Genomic DNA, 17,600 nt, shown 5'->3' on the forward strand with positions numbered 1-17,600 from the left:
GATCAGGCGCTTTTCTGTTCCTGGTCGGCGTCATGGACGAGCTGCGGCCGCGGCCGGAAGATGCTGGCGACGACATTCACCCCATGTCGGAGGGGCGAGTCCATCAGATGCGCGTACCGCTGGGTCGTCGTCATCTGCGAATGGCCCAGCAGCTTGCCGATCATCTCCAGCGAGGCCCCGCCACTGACAAGGAGTGACGCGAAGGTGTGGCGCAGGTCGTGGATCCGGACACCGGGCAGGTTGGCCTGCTTCTGGATCCCGACCCAGAACCGGCGGATTTCCTTGACCGGCTGGCCGGGCGTGTCGCCGGGAAAGAGCCACGGATTGCCCCGCGGCACCAGCAGGCTGCGCTGGCGGACGATGGCGGCGACATCGTCGGAAATCGGGATGCGGTGGATCTTGCGCTGCTTGGTTGTGCTGGCGGGTTTCGACCAGCTCAGCAGGTCGAGGTTGAACTGCTCAAACCGCGCCTGCCGAACCTCGCCCACCCGGGCGCCGGTCAACATGCAAAGCCGGATGATCCCGGCCGCGCGCTGGTCCTCTGCCGCGTCCAGCACCTTGGCCAGACGGGCGATCTCCTCGGGCGACAGGAACCGTTCGCGCTCCGTCTCGATCCGGCGGCGAAAGCCACTGGCCGGGTTGTCCGTGCGCATGCCCCATTCGATTGCGAGCGAGAACATCTTGCGCAGCACCTCGCCCACCCGGTTGGCGCGCACTGGCGTGGGCTTCGGCCCCTGCAGCTTGCGCGCCCGGTTGTTGGGCTTCGCCTTCGAGGGCCGGGCCCGGCCCGCGGCGATCTTGTTCAAGAGCTTCTCGACGTCGGCCTTGGTGATCTCCGTCACCAGCTTCTTGTTCCAGTCGGGGCCGACCAGCTTGTGCATGATGGTGTGGTGGTCGGCGGCGCTGCGGGGCGCAAGGTTGGGTGTGTGTTCCGCCAGATACCGTTCAATCAGGTCGCTCATCCGAGGCGCCGCCCGCGCCGCCTGGCGCTGGCTGAGGGGATCGCCGCCCTCGTCGATCTCACGCCGCAGCTGTTTGGCCCGTTCGCGGGCGGCCGTCGTGGTCCATTCCGGCCAGCGCCCGATCGTCATCCGCCGCTGGCGCCCGGCAACGCGATAGTCCAGCGTGAACGCCCGGTTTCCGGAAGGGTAGATGGTGACCGAGAACCCCCGGACATCCGTGTCGAAGATCTGGTAGTCCCGCCCCAGGTTGGCCGCCTCGCGGACGGTTTTTTCATTGAGTTTCAGTCTCTTGACCATGCATCGCTCCGTCTTTCTCGTCCCGACATGAGGCGTGGATTCGCGCCCGGATCAAGGCAAGCATGGCGGGAGGACCGGAAAGGAGGCGGAGACCGGAAGTGGGGCGGGGAGAGGCGTTCCGCTTGAGTCGCAAAGACCTACAAAACCTCAAAATCAATGAATGCTGCCGCCAACCGCCTGCTGACATTCAAGTTCAACTGTCGAAAGGTTCCTTTTGAAAGCTCATCGTTGAGCACTCGCTCGAAGCAAGGCGCTCTGTACCCCAAACCCGAACAAACGACCGGGGCGCGACACCCGCAGGGTTGCACTCAATGAGATGCCGTAACGGGGCCTGCGTCGCGACCCGCCCGTTACCGTTGCAAGATTGAGGGCAAGCTGGCGCCATTCCCGTATCGGATCTACATGGAGGACTGCGGGATGAAGCTGTTTGTCGGGCTGGATGTGTCGCTGGAGAAGACCGCGATCTGCGTGATCAGCGAGCATGGGAAGATCGTGAAGGAGGCGCAGGTGGCCAGCGAGCCCAAAGCGCTGTCGTGCTGGATCTGCGACCAGGACGGCGCAATTGCCGCCGTCGGGCTTGAGGCTGGCCCCTTGTCGCAGTGGCTGCATCGCGGGTTGTCAGATGCGGGACTACCTGTCGTTCTAATGGAAACCAGACAGGTAAAAGGCGCCCTGAAGGCCATGCCGATCAAGACGGACCGGCGGGATGCAGAGGGTATTGCACGTCTGATTCATCTTGGTTGGTTCCGACCCGTTCATTGCAAATCGGTGTCTGCACAGGAGGTTAGAGCGGTGCTCAGCGCTCGTAAGGCTGTGCAACAAGGGTTTATCACGCTGGAAATGTCACTGCGCGGGCTGCTGCGGAACTTCGGGCTCAAGGTTGGCACCATATCCCGCGGCAGGTTCGAACAGCGTATCCGCGAACTGGCGGCGGGCAACCCGATGCTGGAAGCGGCAACCGAACCCATGCTTCGCGCGCGCGCGGCGCTGCGGCGAGAGCTGGCGGGTCTTGAACGCAATGTCCGTCAACTCTCCCAGGAAGATCCGGTCTGTCGTCGGCTGATGTCGATGCCCGGGATCGGCGCCGTCGTGGCGTTGACCTATCGATCCGCTGTCGATGATCCCGCCCGCTTCACATCCTCGAAGAAGGTCGGACCATGGGTCGGCCTGACGCCGTCTCGCAACCAGTCGGGCGAGCGCGACATCTCGGGCGGGATCACCAAGGCAGGCGACGTCAACCTTCGACGCGCGCTGTGCCAGGCCGCAACCGTCATGATGCATCGTGGACGGGCGAGCTGGCTGCGAACCTGGGCGGCAAAACTTGCGCGCCGTCGGGGTGCCAAGCGCGCGATGGTTGCGCTGGCCCGCCGCATCGCCGTGATCCTGCACCGGATGTGGAAGGATGACACCGACTTCCCGTTTTGACATTCCCGTGCTTCATGCCGGCTGAAGACACAGATTCCAGACTGCTGCCCGCCTGATCGCGGGCCTTCGAGGTCCCCACGGGACGCGGTTCCGGTGATGCCGTGCTCAGGACTGATGCCGATCGTATCGAGCACGCCAATGAGATGGGCACATCGGAATTGCATTGAACCAGCATCATGTTGGCAGCCACAGCGCTGACCACGGACCGAAGCATGCACCCGGGTCGATCTCAGGCGAAGGCTGCCGAACAGGGAAGCAGATCACTTTCTCAAAGAACAAGACCGCGCGCTCCGGCGGCACATCCCGTATGCGCAAAACCGCTTGACTGGGACGACCCCGTTACCGAAGTCCTGACAACCACTTGTTGCCGCCGATGGAATCGTGCAGTTTCCTCATAAGTATGACCGCTTACCCGAGCAGTCACTCATCGTGGAGCTGCAATGGACGTTACGATTGTTCACCTTAGGTGGTGTTGACAAAAGGGATTCACAGGGTGGCCTGATCGTGATTCAAGCTGGTACCTGCAATGGAGACCAGCTTGGCACGAGACCTGATGTCGGACGAGGAATGGGCGTTTCATGAGCGCTTCATTCTGGCCGTGCGCGCCCCGAACGGGCGCAAGCCCGCAAATCACCGCCTTGTTCTTGATGGGATTTTCTGGATCGCGCGGACCGGCTCTCCTTGGCGCGACCTCCCAGAAGAGTTCGGGAAGTGGTCCAGTGTCTACCGCCAGTTCCGGCGCTGGACCCTGGCGGGGTTGTGGGAGCAGATCCTCGAAGCGCTGAACGAAAGTCGGATCGTGCCGGATGCGCTCCAGATGATCGACAGCACCGTGATCCGCGCCCATCATCAGGCAGCGGGCGCAAAAGGGGGACTCCAAGACAGGGTTTTGGCCGTTCAAGAGGTGGTTTCACGACCAAGGTCCACCTGCGCGTCAATGCTGCCGGGCTGCCAATGAGGTCGGACATCACGCCGGGCCAGACATCGGACTACCTGGGCTTTGATCTGGTCATGGACGACAACCTGCCGGAGCCTTGCATCCTGCTGGCCGATCGCGGCTATGACTCCGACAAGGTTCGCAAAACCATGGAGGCGCGTAGCATCCTGCCGGTGGTCCCGATGCGCAAGTCTCGCAGGCTCCGTGTCGCTGTCGATCGCAGGCTCTACCGGCTGCGGAACCTTGTCGAGCGGTGCTTCAACAAGCTCAAGAACGCTCGCCGTGTCGCCACCCGCTACGACAAGACCGCCGAAAGCTTCCTTGGCTTCATCGATATCACGTCGATCCGCCTCTGGCTCCGCCATTTGTCAACATGACCTAGCTGCTGGACGTAGGAGGGAGCAAAGGGACTTCATCGAGAGTATAATTGATGAGATTGCGAAAGATCGTCGTTTGGCTGGAAAGACTGATTTTTCGAGGTTGAAGAGGGCGAGAATGGTTCAGGACATGCGGGAAAGGGCTGCGTCGAAGGATTAGACTTGGAACCTGTACAAGGATGGCAATGCTGTCCACCTCAACGCCACCTCAACCGTCGCGTGAAGTTTTGCGCCGATTGATGCGACTGGAGAGCGGTGAAAACCGTTTAATGCCGACAGGAATAGTGCGTGGCTCTAATGGCATGCGCGTTTTCATGTTGATTTTATTGAGCTTTTCTTCGATTGCTGCCTGGGCTCATAACCTGAAGGCCGCAGGTTCAAATCCTGCCCCCGCAACCAAAAAATCCAGTCTTATCAAAGACTTCAAGGCCAAGAAAAACGCTCGGATTTTGCCATTCTAAATTCTTGTCAACACCTGGTCAACGTTTTGCGAGGCCCCCTTCGACGGGGGCCTTTTGCGTGCCGTGCGCTGCCGATCAGACGCCACGATCATCCCGGAACCGAGCAATCACGTCAGCTGCGCTCAATGGCCGATAGCTTTCCTCCGGTGCGGCGAAGGCAAGCATGAGTTCGGCTTTCAGACGATCAAACGCCTCCTGCTCCGTCCGTTCTTTGTCGTGGCGGATCAAATCGTGCACGTACTCGCTGACATTCTCGTACGTTCCGTTGTCGCCCACGTTCGCTGCCACGAACTCGCTCAGCTCATTGCTGATGCGGACTCCCATCGTCTTGGTCTGGGACATGTTGTCCTCCACTTTCGTGTGTTCACGATCACCAAAAATGATCCAGATCACGGCACGGAACGCCCGCCTATGCGCAGATGCGCATGAAGTGGAGCGCCGCCGATGATCTTAGCCGTTCTGTCTGCCCTTGCGGAACCGACCCGTCTTGAAGCCATGCGCTTGCTGGCGGATGGGTCGGAACACTGTGTCTGCGAGCTGATGCGAAAGCTGGGAGCCACCCAAAGCCGGATGTCGCGGCACATGCAGGTGCTGAAGCAGGCGGGGCTGGTTCTGGACCGGCGCGATGCGCAGTGGGTGCGCTACCGGATCAACCTCGAGCTGCCGCGGTCCCTTACATGCCTGGTCGAAGCTGCCCTCGAGCGGCCGATCATGGTCAGAGAGCGGGCGGCATGAGCGTGTTCGGCTGGCTGAACGATCAACTGCTGCGGATGACCTGGCTCAACGATCTGGTAGGAGCGGGCGTGGCGGCCGTCGGGCTGGACCCTGCATCGCGGATCGGCGGGTCCGTGCAGTTCTTCGTCTATGACGTGATCAAGATCTTCATCCTCTTGTCGGTGCTGATCTTTGCCATCTCCTATGTGCAAAGCCATTTCCCGCCCGAACGGACGCGCGCCATGCTGGGCGGGCGGTCCGGTCTGGGCGCCAACACGCTCGCGGCCCTTCTGGGCACGTTGACGCCGTTCTGTTCCTGTTCGTCGATCCCGCTCTTCATCGGCTTCACCGCCGCTGGCCTGCCGCTGGCGGTGACATTCTCGTTTCTGATCTCTTCTCCCCTCGTGGACCTGGCCTCGGTCATCTTGCTGGCCTCGATCTTCAGCTGGCCGATTGCCCTTGCCTATGTGACAGTCGGGCTGGTGGTGGCTATCGTGGGCGGGACGATCATCGGGCGCATGGGGATGGAGAGTCAGGTTGCGGAATTCGTCCGCACCGTCCCCGTCTCGGGCGAGGCGGCGACCATGACACGGGGCGAGCGGCTGGCTTATGCACGAGACCAGGTGATGGAGATTGTCCACCGCGTTTGGCCCTACGTGCTGATCGGTGTCGGCATCGGGGCTGCGATCCACAACTGGGTGCCCGCCGACGTCATTTCGGCCATGCTCGGGCAGGACAAGTGGTGGTCGATCCCCGTAGCGGTGCTGGTGGGGATCCCGATGTATGCCGACATCTTCGGCACCCTGCCGATTGCAGAGGCGCTGGTCGGCAAGGGCGTGGGCCTCGGCACTGTGCTGGCCTTCATGATGGCGGTGACCGCCCTGTCGTTGCCCTCGCTGATCATGCTCAAGCGTGTGGTGAAGATGCCGCTCCTCGTTACCTTCACCGGCGTCGTGACGCTTGGCATCCTGTCCATCGGGCTGATCTTCAACGCGATTTCCAACTGGTTCATCTGAGAAGGGACCGCATCATGATCATCAAGATCCTCGGCTCGGGCTGCAAGAAATGCGTAACGCTTGGCGAAAACGCCAAGGCCGCTGCCGCGGCGGCGGGCAAGCAGGCCGAGATCATCAAGGTCACTGACTTTGCCGAAATCGCCGCCTATGGGGTGATGTCGACGCCGGGGCTGGTGGTGAACGAAAAGGTCGTCTCGACCGGCAAGGTGCTGACGGCGGAAGAAATCGGAAGGCTCATCTGATGGAGTATCGCGTCCACGCCCGCCGCATCGACGCCCATGGCAGCCTCGCCGTGGCGAAAGAGGCCGAAGTCACGCTCGACACCGATCTGGCCGGGCGGCGCGATGCGATGAACCCGGTGGAACTGCTGCTGGCGGCCCTCGCCGCTTGCATGCTCAAGGGGATCGAGCGGGTGACGCCGATGCTGCATTTCCAAGTCGACGGGGCCGAGGTGGCGCTGGAGGCAGTGCGCCAGGACGCGCCACCCAAACTGACGCTAATCCGCTACGAGATCATCGTGAACAGCGCCGAGACGGACCAGCGCCTTGATCTGCTGCACCGCAACATCCTGAAATACGGAACGATCTCGAACACGCTGTCTGGTGCTCTGCCGCTGGAAGGCACGCTCCGCCGTGCCTCAGGTTGCGGCTGACAGGTTCACGCGCTTCATCAGGGCCTCGGCGCTTTCCTTGCGTTCGGAATAGCGGTCCACGAGGTAATCGGCCCGGTCGCGCGTCAGCAGGGTGAATTTTATCAGTTCTTCCATCACATCCACGATCCGGTCGTAGAGCGGCGACGGTCGCATGCGCCCGGACTCGTCGAACTCCTGGAACGCCTTTGGGATCGAGGATTGGTTGGGGATCGTCAGCATCCGCATCCAGCGGCCGAGGACGCGCATCTGGTTCACCGCGTTAAAGCTCTGCGATCCGCCCGAGACTTGCATGACGGCCAGCGTCTTGCCCTGCGTCGGCCGCACGGCGCCGTCGGAGAGCGGGATCCAGTCGATCTGCGTTTTCATCAGCCCGGTCATGGCGCCGTGCCGCTCAGGGCTGGACCAGACCATGCCTTCGCACCAGGCCGCCAGATCGCGCAACTCGCGCACCTTGGGCTGGGTGGCATCCACGCCGTCATCGACCAGCGGCAGGCCGGAAGGACTGAAGAACCGGACCTCGGCCCCAAGCCGGGTCAGGATGCGCCCCGCTTCCTCGGCCGCCAGCCGCGAAAAGCTGCGGGCGCGCAAAGAGCCGTAGAGGATCAGGATGCGCGGCGGATGCGCAGAGGTAGAGCCACCGAACAGCCGGTCGCGGTCGATGCCTGGGAACAGCGCATCGTCGATGTTGGGCGTATCAGACAAGACGATTTCCTTCCGCGTCGATGATCATCTGCCCGTCCTCCTTGGCCAGCGGGCCGGGGGGCAGGCGGTCGAGCAGGTCCAGCACCACCTCGGACGGGCGGCACAGGCGCACTCCCTTGGGCGTGCAGACGATGGGGCGGTTCACGAGGATCGGATGCGCGACCATCGCATCCAGAAGCCGATCGTCCGTCACGTCCGCGGCGGTCAGGCCCAATTCTTCGGCCGGGGAGCGGGCCACGCGCAGCGCCTGGCGCGGGCTGATTCCGGCGGCCGCGAATAGCGCCAGAAGCTGCGGGCGGGTCCAGCCTGCGGTGAGATAGTCGATCACCACGGGCTCGTATCCGGCGGCTCGGATGATCCCGAGGACATTGCGCGAGGTGCCGCATCCCGGGTTATGGTGGATGACGACGGGAAAGCTCATGCTGGAAACCTGCCGCGCGTGCGGTTGGCGAAGGCGACGAGCGACAGCATAACCGGCACCTCCACCAGAACGCCGACGACCGTGGCCAGCGCTGCGCCCGAGTTCAGCCCGAACAGCCCGATGGCGACCGCCACGGCCAGTTCGAAGAAGTTCGACGTTCCGATAAGCGCGCAGGGCGCGGCCACCTTGTGCGGCAACCTCCACGCATAGGCCCAGGCATAGCCAAGCGCGAAGATGCCGTAGGATTGCAGGATGATCGGCACCGCGATCAGGGCGATCAGCAGCGGTTGGGCAATGATGACCTGCCCCTGGAAGCCGAACAGCAGCACCACGGTCAGCAGCAGGCCAAGGACCGAGGTGGGCTTGATCCTCGCGGTGAAATCCTCGACCGACCGGCCCCGCGCGATCAAGGTGCGTCGTGTCAGCCAGCCTGCGATCAACGGAATGACGATGTAGAGGACGACCGACAGGATCAGCGTTTCCCACGGCACGCTGATGTCCGTCACGCCCAGCAGGAAGGCTACGATGGGGGCGAAGGCCACGACCATGATCAGGTCATTCACGCTGACCTGCACCAGCGTGTAGTTGGGATCCCCCTTCGTCAGTTGCGACCAGACGAACACCATCGCCGTGCAGGGCGCAGCACCCAGCAGGATCAGCCCCGCGATATACTCGGGCGCCTTGGCCGGGTCGATCAGCCCGGCGAAGACGTGGTTGAAGAACAGCACCGCCAGCGCGGCCATGGTGAAGGGTTTGATCAGCCAGTTGATCGCCAGCGTGATGATCAGCCCCTTGGGGCGTCGTCCGACATCCTTCAGCGAGCCGAAGTCGATGGCGATCATCATCGGATAGACCATCGCCCAGATCAGCACGGCCACCACAAGGTTGACCGAGGCGTATTCCAGCCCGGCCAGCACACCGAACAGGCCCGGCGCGAGGTTGCCCAGCACAAGGCCCGCCAGGATGCAGAGGGCGACCCATAGGGTCAGCCAGCGTTCGAACAGACTCATGTGGTTTCCTTCCGGGTGGGAACGCAGCAGGCATCGCCGGGGGGCGGTGTCAGGCTGGCGATGAACTCCGCCAGCGGGGCCAGCGCATCTGGGTTCAGCGCATAGCACACGCGCGGCCCGTCGATCTCGCCCGAGATGATCCCCGCCGCCTTGAGGATGCGCAGGTGCTCTGACACCGTGGACTGTGCCAGGCCGACAGCATCCACGATGTCACCGCCGATGCAGCCGGGGGTGGCCAGCAAAAGCCGAAGGATGCGAAGACGGGCCGGATGAGCCAGCGCCTTTGCCAGATCTGCAAGGTGATCGTTCTGAGGCACGCGTGATTCCAATAGATTCGTTAATCGTCGATAAACGATATAACTGTCGTTGTGATAGGACAACCCTGAGAGAGGCAATGCTGCGTGACCTTTCGTGCGGTCATCACCGACACGCGCGCGCCTGGTCGCGCGACACAGCGTAGTCGATCAGCATCCGGACGACGACGGTGGACTGCCCCCACCGAGTGGTCCGGGTTGATTGTTAGTGCATCGTCGGCCGCTGGTCTATTGGGATGACGGCTTCCGGTGCGGGTGGGCGGTATCCCAGGGAGCTGTGCGGCCTGACAGTGTTGTAGTGGCGGCGCCATCGCTCGATGAGGATCTGGGCCTCCCTGAGCGAATAGAAGACTTCTGCATCCAGGAGTTCGTCGCGGAATCGAGCGTTGAAGCTCTCGCAATACCCGTTCTCCCAGGGTGAACCCGGCTCGATGAACGCGGTCTTGGCACCAACTGCGCCTGGACTGCCCCCACCGAGTGGTCCGGGTTGATTGTTAGTGCATCGTCGGCCGCTGGTCTATTGGGATGACGGCTTCCGGTGCGGGTGGGCGGTATCCCAGGGAGCTGTGCGGCCTGACAGTGTTGTAGTGGCGGCGCCATCGCTCGATGAGGATCTGGGCCTCCCTGAGCGAATAGAAGACTTCTGCATCCAGGAGTTCGTCGCGGAATCGAGCGTTGAAGCTCTCGCAATACCCGTTCTCCCAGGGTGAACCCGGCTCGATGAACGCGGTCTTGGCACCAACTGCGCCGATCCAGCCCTGCACCTTCTTGGCAATGAATTCCGCGCCATTGTCGGACCTTATGAACGCAGGCGGGCCACGCAAGATGAACAGATCCGTCAGGGCGTCGATTACGTCGGTGGAATTGAGCCTGCGGTTTACACGGATCACCAGCGCCTCCTTCGTGAATTCGTCGATGATATTGAGCGTCCGAAACAGCCGTCCGTCATGTGTCCGGTCCTGAACGAAATCATAGGACCAGACGTGGTTCGGGTGCTCCGGCCGGAGACGGACGCAGGACCCGTCGTTCAACCAGAGCCGACCCTTCTTTGCCTGCTTTTGCGGGACCTTCAGCCCTTCACGCCGCCATATCCGTTCCACGCGTTTATGATTTACATGCCAACCGGCGTTGTTCAGCAATCCGGTGATCATCCGATAGCCATATCGCCCGTAGGTGCGAGCGAGCGTGATGATGTCTTCCGTCAGCCGTTCTTCGTCCGGGGCGCCGCAAGGAACCTTGCGTTGCGTCGAGCGGTGCTGCCCGAGGATGCGGCAGGCGCGGCGCTCGGATATGCCGAGCGCCTGCCGCACATGGTCAATGCACTGGCGACGGCGCGAAGGGCTTAGAAGTTTCCCCGTGCAGCCTCGCTCAGGATCATCTTGTCCAAGGTCAGATCTGACACCGCGCGCCGCAACCGCTGGTTCTCCGCCTCAAGCTCCTTGAGACGCTTCAGCTGATCCCGGTTCATGCCGCCATACTGCTTGCGCCAGCGATAATACGTCGGCTCGGTCACGCCGATCTGCCGCACCGCGTCGGAAATTGCCATTCCCTGTCCATGAAGCACTTCAATCTGTCGAAGCTTCAGAACGATGTCTTCCGGTTTGTCTCGCTTGCCTGCCATCTGATGGTCCTCCTGAACAGGATATTTCTATCCCAGTGGGTGGACCACTTCAGTGGGGGCACTCCAGGTCACCACACGGCCGATCGCCGTCCTGTCGGTGTTGAAGCCTTGGAAGTGAGGACCGAAGACTTCCTTGTAGCGGGCGCCATTGTCGAAGTCGCGGCGGCTGTCTAGCCAGTCCGCATATTCCCACAGGCGCCGCGCCATGTCGGCCTGCGTGTCCTCTCGCCGACCTCCGAGAACATTCGTATAGGTATTTCGCGCCGCCTTGTAGGCAGAGCCCATCCTGCCGAAGAAGCCGGCGCCGTCGATGGCGGCTGCGGCATTTCTGAGTTCGCCCGGGTTGTGGGAACCTTCGGCTGATGGCAGCGCTTGCCGGATGCGACCAATCTCGGTCGAGAGACGCGAGACCGTGTTATCGATCTCGATTGCCACGGCCTCGACCGAGGCCATCGGGTCGCCGCGACGGAGGGAGAGGACATCCGGGGACTGCTCGGCGATGCGCCTTGCCCCATCGCGTATGTCCCTCAGTGTCCGGCCGGAGGATGTCCAGCTTCGGGGGAGCAGGGACGCGGCGCAAATTACCTCGCGAGCATCGGTGACCGCTCCTTCGATCTCGGCGAGCCTGACGCGATGCTGCTCGGAATCGAGCCGCCTGCCCCGTGCCCGTGCGAAGTCTGCGGCCGCTGCAAGGCGCTTCCCGACATTCCAGCCCTCGGCATCGCGCAGGCTGTGGCCGAGCTGGGCCACGAGTGTCTTTCTTTCGCTGAGCTGGCCGCAGAGATCCCGGGCTGCCCGGCGGGCGACTGGATCGGTGAGTCTTTCGAGCAGCTCCGGGTCGATCCGTCCACCTTCGCGTGCTGCGGCCGAGAACAGATCGCAGATCGCCTTCATGTCGATCACGAAGGGATTCGCGGTCATGAAGACGGCGATGGAGGAGGCTGCGACGTCCTTCTCGAAGATCTCCAGAGACTCTGCCAAGCTGGCGGCAGTCTCGGCATGATCCTCGGCCATGTCATGCGACGTGATCGGTGCGGTCGAGGCGCGCCAGAGGACTGGCATGCGGGCGATCCGCCCGAGCCGGGTGCCGAAGGCATCGGCTTCCGAAACCAAGGCCTCGACCTCGATCGCGCCCATCGTCCCGGCGTTCGGGATAGCCAGCCGGCGGATCTCCCGCGGCAAGGCCTCGCGGGTCTCGGCCGTGGCGATGGCGTGGCCAATGACCTGGTGCACCGTCAACCCAGTAGAGCCAAGCATCGCGCCCAGCGCATCAAGGTAGCCCTGGAGGATGGCGCGGTCGCGCTCGAGGGCGCGCTGGCGCGAATCGAAGCTGTGCCGACCGGGCCCCGGGGACCGGCTCATCTCGAGGCGGGTTTCGATGCTCTCGTAGACGGTCTCGGCAGTGCCACGGCCAGCCTGAAGCGGCAGGATGAAGTTGCCGAGGCCAGCGGCATCGAGGCGATTCTTCACCACGTCGAGGGCGGTCAGCTTCTCGGCGACGAAGAGCACCTTCTTTCCGTCTGCGAGCGCCGATGCGATAAGGTTGACGATGGTCTGCGACTTGCCAGAGCCCGGCGGGCCTTCGATCGCCAGGTTCTTCTGGTCGGCAACATCGACGAGGGCGGAGTACTGCGACGCATCCGCATCCATCACCACGTATGGCACCTTGCTGGCGACCTCGGGATCGTCGGTGCCGTAGGTCTCGGCATATGCACCATCCCCGACGCCGGTCGTGGCGAGGAGGCGCACCACCGTCTCTTCCTCGGCCAGCGGGCGTTTTTCCGGGTCGAGGTCGTGGTACATTGCGATCTTCGAAGACGGAAAGATCCCGACGCAGACCTCGCGGCGGACCTTCCAGTGCCAGCCCGAGGGCGTGGCTTCTTCGATCGTCTTGAAGTAGTCCTCGACGCTCCCGCCCCCGTAGTCCGGTAGGGCAAGCTTCTTCTCGTTCTGGAGCTTCAGCGCGAGGTTGGTGTTGACCATGACCTGGTCGACGCCGTGAAGGTAGAATTCGGCGCCCTGAGGGGACTGCTTCCGATCGATCCGGATCTCGAGAAGCAGGAGCGGAGAGACGAAGCGATCATTCTCGTCGGGGCTCTTCCACTCGAGGAGGCCGAAGGCGACATGGAGCACGTTGACGCCGGTCTCGCGCTCGAAGGACCGGCCTTTCTCGAGGATGGACTTTGCTGAGCGTTGCAGGCGGTCCGGCAGAAGCAGCGTCTGAATGTCGTCGTCGCTGTGCCGGCCGTCGTTGTGTTCATCTCCGGGGAGCGGCAGGATATGGCTCGGCTCGACACCGTGGAGACGAGCGTGGTCGGCCAGCGACGGCGCGTCCTTGGTCTGGCGCGGTGGCAATCCGAGGCCTTCGCGTAACCGGTCCTTCAGGGATCGCTCGGCCTTCATCAGCTTTTCTTCGGCCTTGGCCCCGTCGGGATCGATTTTCGCGATGTCGGCGAGGTAGCCCTCGTCCTCCTGCCGGGCGACGAAGAGTGCATCCCGGAATTCGTCCGTCTGCTCATCCGGAAGCTCGTCCTCGAGAGCTGGCAAAGCCGCCAGCCGCATCTGGCGCCCCTGGGAAAGGTTGTGGCGCAAGATGTCCGGCAGCTCGTCCACGACGCGGATGAACGAAGTCGACGTAGGGGTGAAGCGGATGTTGATCAGCGGGTTGCGGCGGGTCGAGTCGAGAAGTCGGAGCCGGAGTTCCTGTAGCTTGGCCGCGACAAGCTCGATGTTCTCGTCGGTCAGCAGGGGGCTGGATGCCTCTTGATCATGATGCAAAACGCGCACGGCATCTCCTGACTTGCGACCGATTGGACTTCACTCGCGGTCCGTATAGGCTTGAACCTAATCTATAAATTGATATGGGACAACAATGGCCAAGCTGAGACTAATCGGCGGTTTGGTCTACTTTCTTCCGGCTTCTCAGCATGCTTCAGTCTATGATTGGGAATGGAGATGCTCTATCGCTTTTGATGAACCTCGCTTGTCAACGTCTGGTCAACCGGCGAATGCGTTCGCGAGAGCACATCGATCCGCCCAAATCCGGCGAAGGGCGTCGAGAGCCCGCGAAAGAGTCCGCCATTCCAAAGGCTTGTCCGCTAAGTTGTTGAAATCAAAATAATCATAAAAAACAATAGGTTCGGCTCATAACCTGAAGGCCGCAGGTTCAAATCCTGCCCCCGCAACCAGAAATCCTGCACTTTCTTCAACCTCCTGTAACAGGGAGGTTTTTTGTTGTCCGGACAACTGGTCTGCACCCAGGCTCAGCGCCAGAATCCCGGCCAGATCGCCGTAGAGCGTCAGTTCGAGCGCCATCCGCTTACCCTTGGTCGGCACCGGCGTTGCCACGATCTTCTCGATCAGGCCCCGGATCGCGTCGCGCGCCTCGCCGTCCCGGTCTGGTTCCGTCAGCCCCGCGATCAGCGCACGGATCCGCTCCTGCCAGTTCTCCGCCATCTTCGGGTGGATCCGGGTCGCGTTCGCGGCAGGGGCGGTGGCGAGGTCTTTGTCGATCTGCTTCTGGCGGGCTTCCAGCTGTTCCATCTTCGCCTTGATGCGCTCGGGCGGCAGGCCGGAGAGCAGCGCGTTCACCAGCGCATCCTGTTCCTTGATGAGTTTTGCCAGTTCCTTCTCCTTGACGGCCCGGTCATCGACATGGGCGGCGGCGAGGCGGTTGCGCTCGGCGATGTATTCGGCGGCGAAGACCTTCACCAGTTCCGGGTCCATCAGCCGGTCCGAGAGGATGGTCAGGATTCGCCCTTCCAGATCCTGGCGGGTAATGCCGGTGCGGTTGGTGCAGACCGAGGTCCCCTTGTTGCGAGAGTTCGAGCAGCCGAAGCGGTCCTTGCCCACGGTCGAGAAGCCGCCACCACAGCAGCCGCACTTGACTAGGCCGGTGAGCAGGAAGCGCGGCTTGCGGCGTTCCCAGGCTTCCTTGTCGGTCTGTTCGATCTTGCGGCCCTCCTGGCGGGTCTTGACCCGGTCCCAGAGGGACTGGTCGATGATGCGGAGTTCCGGCACCTCGGTGATGATCCATTCGGATTCCGGGTTTGGGCGGGCCTGGCGCTTGCCGGTGGCCGGATCCTTCACGAAGGACTGCCGGTTCCAGACCAGCCGCCCGATATAGATCTCGTTGTTGAGCACGCCGGTGCCGCGTTTGGGATTGCCGTGGATGGTGGATTTGTCCCAGGCCCGGCCGCGTGGGCCGGGGATGCCTTCGCGGTTCAATTGATCGGCGATGCGGTTGGGCGACATCCCATCGGCATAGGCGGTGAAAATCCGCCGCACGATGGCGGCTTCGTCCTCATTGATCTGTCGGTCGCCGCGCCTGATCTCGCCGTCCTCGCCCATGTGGCGCAGCACCGTATAGCCGAAGGCATTGCCGCCGCCGGATTTGCCGGCCTCGACGCGGCCGCGCAGGCCCCGGCGGGTCTTGGCGGCGAGGTCCTTCAGGAACAGCGCGTTCATCGTGCCCTTCAACCCGATATGCATCTCGTCGATGCGGCCCTCGGCTAGGGTCTCGATGACCACGCCGGCAAAGGTGAGGTTCTGGTAGAGCGCGGCGATGTCGGCTTGGTTACGCGACAGGCGGTCGAGGGCTTCCGAGATCACGACGTCGAAGCGCCGCTCGCGGGCATCCTGCTGCAGACGCTGGATGCCGGGACGCATCAGCGAGGCGCCCGAGGTGGCGGCGTCTTCGTAGCTGCCGGTGATCTGCCAGCCGGCGCGGGCGGCGCGCTCGCGGCAGAGCCGGATCTGGTCCTCGATGGACGAGGCCGATTGCAGGTCGGAGGAATAGCGGGCGTAGATGACGGCGCGCAGGGTCATGGGCGGATCTCCGTGCGGAGGGGAAGGTCAATCGTCAGGGGCGCCGCGTTCGGCGGCGTGATCGGCGCGGGCGGCATCGCGGGCCAGGGCCCGGACGAAGGCAAGCAGGTGCTCGGGATGCTGCGCGGATTGCCGATTCCCGGCAAGGGTTTTGTCGGCCGGAGGCGCCGGAACGGAGTCCGCCGTCCGCGCGGCATCTTCCCTGTCGGCAATATCTCTCCGGTCTCGTGCCATGGGCCGAGTTGCTCCCTGCGCCGGAGGGCATGGCCCTTTGGCGTTCGATGATGATGATCCTGGGCGGGAACGGCCCCGCTGCTGTTCGGATGATCATAGGGCATGGGAACGCCTCTCTAAGCTGAAAACAGGGTTCTCGGGTCGCATGAATGTGGATAACGACCTGAAAATGCGGAAATCTCACTCTCAAGAGGGGTGAGGCGGAGAAGAAGGTGACAGGCCGAGATGCGCGACGGTCGCATCCCGATCAGTCGAAGGGCTGGCCTTCGCTCTCAACAGACGTCGGGCGCGAGTTATCCGGATTTTAGGCGCTGGCGGGACAACAATGCCCGCCAGCGCACCGTGCCAAAGGACAGCACTTCAGGCACCTTTGTCCTTCTCGCTCCTGCTGCGACCTTGCCGAAACCTCGGATGTATTACCCGGGGTCTTTTGATTTTTGGTTCCTGGTCTTTACGTTCTTTCTTTTTTATCCCGTGGGAATGGGCGGCGGGCAGAGCCCGCCGCAGGAAGCGCCGTTTCTGGTTTTTGGCTTTTTGATTGGCGGCGTTGCCATTCTCTTTGATTTTTTTGTCTTATGTTTGCGGGGGAGTGCGCTTTGATGAGGCGCGATCGTGTGGGGCGGGTGGAGTGCCCCCACTGAAGTGGTCCACCCACTGGGATAGAAATATCCTGTTCAGGAGGACCATCAGATGGCAGGCAAGCGAGACAAACCGGAAGACATCGTTCTGAAGCTTCGACAGATTGAAGTGCTTCATGGACAGGGAATGGCAATTTCCGACGCGGTGCGGCAGATCGGCGTGACCGAGCCGACGTATTATCGCTGGCGCAAGCAGTATGGCGGCATGAACCGGGATCAGCTGAAGCGTCTCAAGGAGCTTGAGGCGGAGAACCAGCGGTTGCGGCGCGCGGTGTCAGATCTGACCTTGGACAAGATGATCCTGAGCGAGGCTGCACGGGGAAACTTCTAAGCCCTTCGCGCCGTCGCCAGTGCATTGACCATGTGCGGCAGGCGCTCGGCATATCCGAGCGCCGCGCCTGCCGCATCCTCGGGCAGCACCGCTCGACGCAACGCAAGGTTCCTTGCGGCGCCCCGGACGAAGAACGGCTGACGGAAGACATCATCACGCTCGCTCGCACCTACGGGCGATATGGCTATCGGATGATCACCGGATTGCTGAACAACGCCGGTTGGCATGTAAATCATAAACGCGTGGAACGGATATGGCGGCGTGAAGGGCTGAAGGTCCCGCAAAAGCAGGCAAAGAAGGGTCGGCTCTGGTTGAACGACGGGTCCTGCGTCCGTCTCCGGCCGGAGCACCCGAACCACGTCTGGTCCTATGATTTCGTTCAGGACCGGACACATGACGGACGGCTGTTTCGGACGCTCAATATCATCGACGAATTCACGAAGGAGGCGCTGGTGATCCGTGTAAACCGCAGGCTCAATTCCACCGACGTAATCGACGCCCTGACGGATCTGTTCATCTTGCGTGGCCCGCCTGCGTTCATAAGGTCCGACAATGGCGCGGAATTCATTGCCAAGAAGGTGCAGGGCTGGATCGGCGCAGTTGGTGCCAAGACCGCGTTCATCGAGCCGGGTTCACCCTGGGAGAACGGGTATTGCGAGAG

The 17,600-nt window shown here is 62.5% G+C and carries 17 protein-coding genes and 3 pseudogenes; 9 read left to right on the forward strand and 11 right to left on the reverse strand.

Annotated features, from left to right (window positions below):
* Window positions 1–2 precede the first annotated feature (2 nt).
* Complete coding sequence (locus ASV56_RS14120; RefSeq protein ID WP_062562687.1) at window positions 3–1,259, reverse strand: tyrosine-type recombinase/integrase; 1,257 nt, start codon at window positions 1,257–1,259, stop codon at window positions 3–5.
* 417 nt (window positions 1,260–1,676) lie between these two features.
* Between ASV56_RS14120 and ASV56_RS14125 the strand changes: the two genes are divergently transcribed.
* From ASV56_RS14125 to ASV56_RS23625, 3 genes and pseudogenes are all read left to right on the forward strand, one after another.
* Window positions 1,677–2,684 carry an IS110 family RNA-guided transposase gene (locus tag ASV56_RS14125; RefSeq protein ID WP_062562688.1) on the forward strand — a complete coding sequence of 336 codons (1,008 nt, stop codon included), beginning with the start codon at window positions 1,677–1,679 and terminating at the stop codon, window positions 2,682–2,684.
* Window positions 2,685–3,237: 553 nt separating this feature from the next.
* A pseudogene (locus tag ASV56_RS22860) lies at window positions 3,238–3,998 on the forward strand (IS5 family transposase).
* 185 nt (window positions 3,999–4,183) lie between these two features.
* On the forward strand, window positions 4,184–4,459 hold the full coding sequence (locus ASV56_RS23625) for a hypothetical protein (protein WP_156429175.1): 276 nt from the start codon (window positions 4,184–4,186) through the stop codon (window positions 4,457–4,459).
* A gap of 75 nt (window positions 4,460–4,534) precedes the next feature.
* Here the strand turns inward: ASV56_RS23625 and ASV56_RS14140 are convergent, their stop codons facing one another.
* Window positions 4,535–4,801 (reverse strand): ribbon-helix-helix domain-containing protein, encoded by a 267-nt coding sequence (locus ASV56_RS14140; protein ID WP_062562689.1) that lies wholly within the window; start codon window positions 4,799–4,801, stop codon window positions 4,535–4,537.
* 102 nt (window positions 4,802–4,903) lie between these two features.
* Here ASV56_RS14140 and ASV56_RS14145 point away from each other — a divergent pair, with 102 nt between their 5' ends.
* Genes ASV56_RS14145 through ASV56_RS14160 form a run of 4 tightly spaced genes read left to right on the forward strand, consistent with a single transcriptional unit; the run spans window position 4,904 to window position 6,841 of the window.
* A complete protein-coding gene (locus tag ASV56_RS14145) occupies window positions 4,904–5,194 on the forward strand; it encodes an ArsR/SmtB family transcription factor (RefSeq protein WP_062562690.1) in 291 nt (96 codons plus the stop codon).
* On the forward strand, window positions 5,191–6,189 hold the full coding sequence (locus ASV56_RS14150; RefSeq protein WP_062562691.1) for a permease: 999 nt from the start codon (window positions 5,191–5,193) through the stop codon (window positions 6,187–6,189). Before ASV56_RS14145 ends, ASV56_RS14150 begins: the two co-directional genes overlap by 4 nt.
* A gap of 14 nt (window positions 6,190–6,203) precedes the next feature.
* Window positions 6,204–6,431, forward strand: a complete 228-nt coding sequence (locus tag ASV56_RS14155) for a thioredoxin family protein (protein ID WP_062562692.1) — start codon at window positions 6,204–6,206, stop codon at window positions 6,429–6,431.
* Complete coding sequence (locus tag ASV56_RS14160) at window positions 6,431–6,841, forward strand: OsmC family protein (RefSeq protein ID WP_216635394.1); 411 nt, start codon at window positions 6,431–6,433, stop codon at window positions 6,839–6,841. The genes ASV56_RS14155 and ASV56_RS14160 overlap by 1 nt, the downstream gene beginning before the upstream one ends.
* On the opposite strand, the gene arsH is transcribed toward ASV56_RS14160, so the two are convergent.
* The 9 genes and pseudogenes from arsH to ASV56_RS23630 all read right to left on the reverse strand — a co-directional run bounded on the left by arsH (window position 6,827) and on the right by ASV56_RS23630 (window position 15,970).
* A complete protein-coding gene (arsH, locus tag ASV56_RS14165) occupies window positions 6,827–7,543 on the reverse strand; it encodes an arsenical resistance protein ArsH (protein ID WP_062562694.1) in 717 nt (238 codons plus the stop codon). The two genes, ASV56_RS14160 and arsH, sit on opposite strands and share 15 nt — an antisense overlap.
* On the reverse strand, window positions 7,536–7,964 hold the full coding sequence (gene arsC / locus ASV56_RS14170; protein ID WP_062562695.1) for an arsenate reductase (glutaredoxin): 429 nt from the start codon (window positions 7,962–7,964) through the stop codon (window positions 7,536–7,538). Before arsC ends, arsH begins: the two co-directional genes overlap by 8 nt.
* Complete coding sequence (arsB, locus tag ASV56_RS14175; protein WP_062562696.1) at window positions 7,961–8,974, reverse strand: ACR3 family arsenite efflux transporter; 1,014 nt, start codon at window positions 8,972–8,974, stop codon at window positions 7,961–7,963. Before arsB ends, arsC begins: the two co-directional genes overlap by 4 nt.
* A complete protein-coding gene (locus tag ASV56_RS14180) occupies window positions 8,971–9,291 on the reverse strand; it encodes an ArsR/SmtB family transcription factor (protein ID WP_156429176.1) in 321 nt (106 codons plus the stop codon). The genes arsB and ASV56_RS14180 overlap by 4 nt, the downstream gene beginning before the upstream one ends.
* A 202-nt stretch (window positions 9,292–9,493) precedes the next feature.
* Window positions 9,494–9,745: pseudogene (locus tag ASV56_RS22865) on the reverse strand (integrase core domain-containing protein); the annotation flags it as partial.
* Between the two features lie 37 nt (window positions 9,746–9,782).
* Window positions 9,783–10,909, reverse strand: a protein-coding gene (locus tag ASV56_RS14185; protein WP_152988090.1) for an IS3 family transposase whose coding sequence is annotated in 2 segments (ribosomal slippage) — window positions 9,783–10,645 and window positions 10,645–10,909 — 1,128 coding nt in all. Because the reading frame shifts where the segments join, the coding sequence is not laid out codon by codon here.
* A gap of 27 nt (window positions 10,910–10,936) precedes the next feature.
* Window positions 10,937–13,696: a DUF4011 domain-containing protein gene (locus tag ASV56_RS14195; RefSeq protein WP_062562697.1), complete on the reverse strand. Its 2,760-nt coding sequence runs from the start codon at window positions 13,694–13,696 to the stop codon at window positions 10,937–10,939.
* A gap of 357 nt (window positions 13,697–14,053) precedes the next feature.
* Window positions 14,054–15,736: a recombinase family protein gene (locus tag ASV56_RS14200; RefSeq protein ID WP_062562698.1), complete on the reverse strand. Its 1,683-nt coding sequence runs from the start codon at window positions 15,734–15,736 to the stop codon at window positions 14,054–14,056.
* 27 nt (window positions 15,737–15,763) lie between these two features.
* Complete coding sequence (locus ASV56_RS23630) at window positions 15,764–15,970, reverse strand: hypothetical protein (protein ID WP_156429177.1); 207 nt, start codon at window positions 15,968–15,970, stop codon at window positions 15,764–15,766.
* A gap of 225 nt (window positions 15,971–16,195) precedes the next feature.
* Between ASV56_RS23630 and ASV56_RS23635 the strand changes: the two genes are divergently transcribed.
* The gene (locus ASV56_RS23635) at window positions 16,196–16,570 is read left to right on the forward strand and encodes a hypothetical protein (protein WP_156429178.1); all 375 of its coding nucleotides are present in this window, start codon (window positions 16,196–16,198) and stop codon (window positions 16,568–16,570) included.
* 90 nt (window positions 16,571–16,660) lie between these two features.
* Window positions 16,661–17,600: pseudogene (locus ASV56_RS14215) on the forward strand (IS3 family transposase); the annotation flags it as partial.

It is taken from the genome of Paracoccus aminovorans, assembly GCF_001546115.1.
GTDB lineage: Bacteria > Pseudomonadota > Alphaproteobacteria > Rhodobacterales > Rhodobacteraceae > Paracoccus > Paracoccus aminovorans_B.

Coding starts and splice junctions, on each gene's coding strand:
- ASV56_RS14120 (WP_062562687.1), bottom strand. CDS start 1,259: ATGGTCAAGAGACTGAAACTCAATGAAAAAACCGTCCGCGAGGCGGCC.
- ASV56_RS14125 (WP_062562688.1), top strand. CDS start 1,677: ATGAAGCTGTTTGTCGGGCTGGATGTGTCGCTGGAGAAGACCGCGATC.
- ASV56_RS23625 (WP_156429175.1), top strand. CDS start 4,184: ATGCTGTCCACCTCAACGCCACCTCAACCGTCGCGTGAAGTTTTGCGC.
- ASV56_RS14140 (WP_062562689.1), bottom strand. CDS start 4,801: ATGTCCCAGACCAAGACGATGGGAGTCCGCATCAGCAATGAGCTGAGC.
- ASV56_RS14145 (WP_062562690.1), top strand. CDS start 4,904: ATGATCTTAGCCGTTCTGTCTGCCCTTGCGGAACCGACCCGTCTTGAA.
- ASV56_RS14150 (WP_062562691.1), top strand. CDS start 5,191: ATGAGCGTGTTCGGCTGGCTGAACGATCAACTGCTGCGGATGACCTGG.
- ASV56_RS14155 (WP_062562692.1), top strand. CDS start 6,204: ATGATCATCAAGATCCTCGGCTCGGGCTGCAAGAAATGCGTAACGCTT.
- ASV56_RS14160 (WP_216635394.1), top strand. CDS start 6,431: ATGGAGTATCGCGTCCACGCCCGCCGCATCGACGCCCATGGCAGCCTC.
- arsC (WP_062562695.1), bottom strand. CDS start 7,964: ATGAGCTTTCCCGTCGTCATCCACCATAACCCGGGATGCGGCACCTCG.
- arsB (WP_062562696.1), bottom strand. CDS start 8,974: ATGAGTCTGTTCGAACGCTGGCTGACCCTATGGGTCGCCCTCTGCATC.
- ASV56_RS14200 (WP_062562698.1), bottom strand. CDS start 15,736: ATGACCCTGCGCGCCGTCATCTACGCCCGCTATTCCTCCGACCTGCAA.
- ASV56_RS23630 (WP_156429177.1), bottom strand. CDS start 15,970: ATGGCACGAGACCGGAGAGATATTGCCGACAGGGAAGATGCCGCGCGG.
- ASV56_RS23635 (WP_156429178.1), top strand. CDS start 16,196: ATGCGCGACGGTCGCATCCCGATCAGTCGAAGGGCTGGCCTTCGCTCT.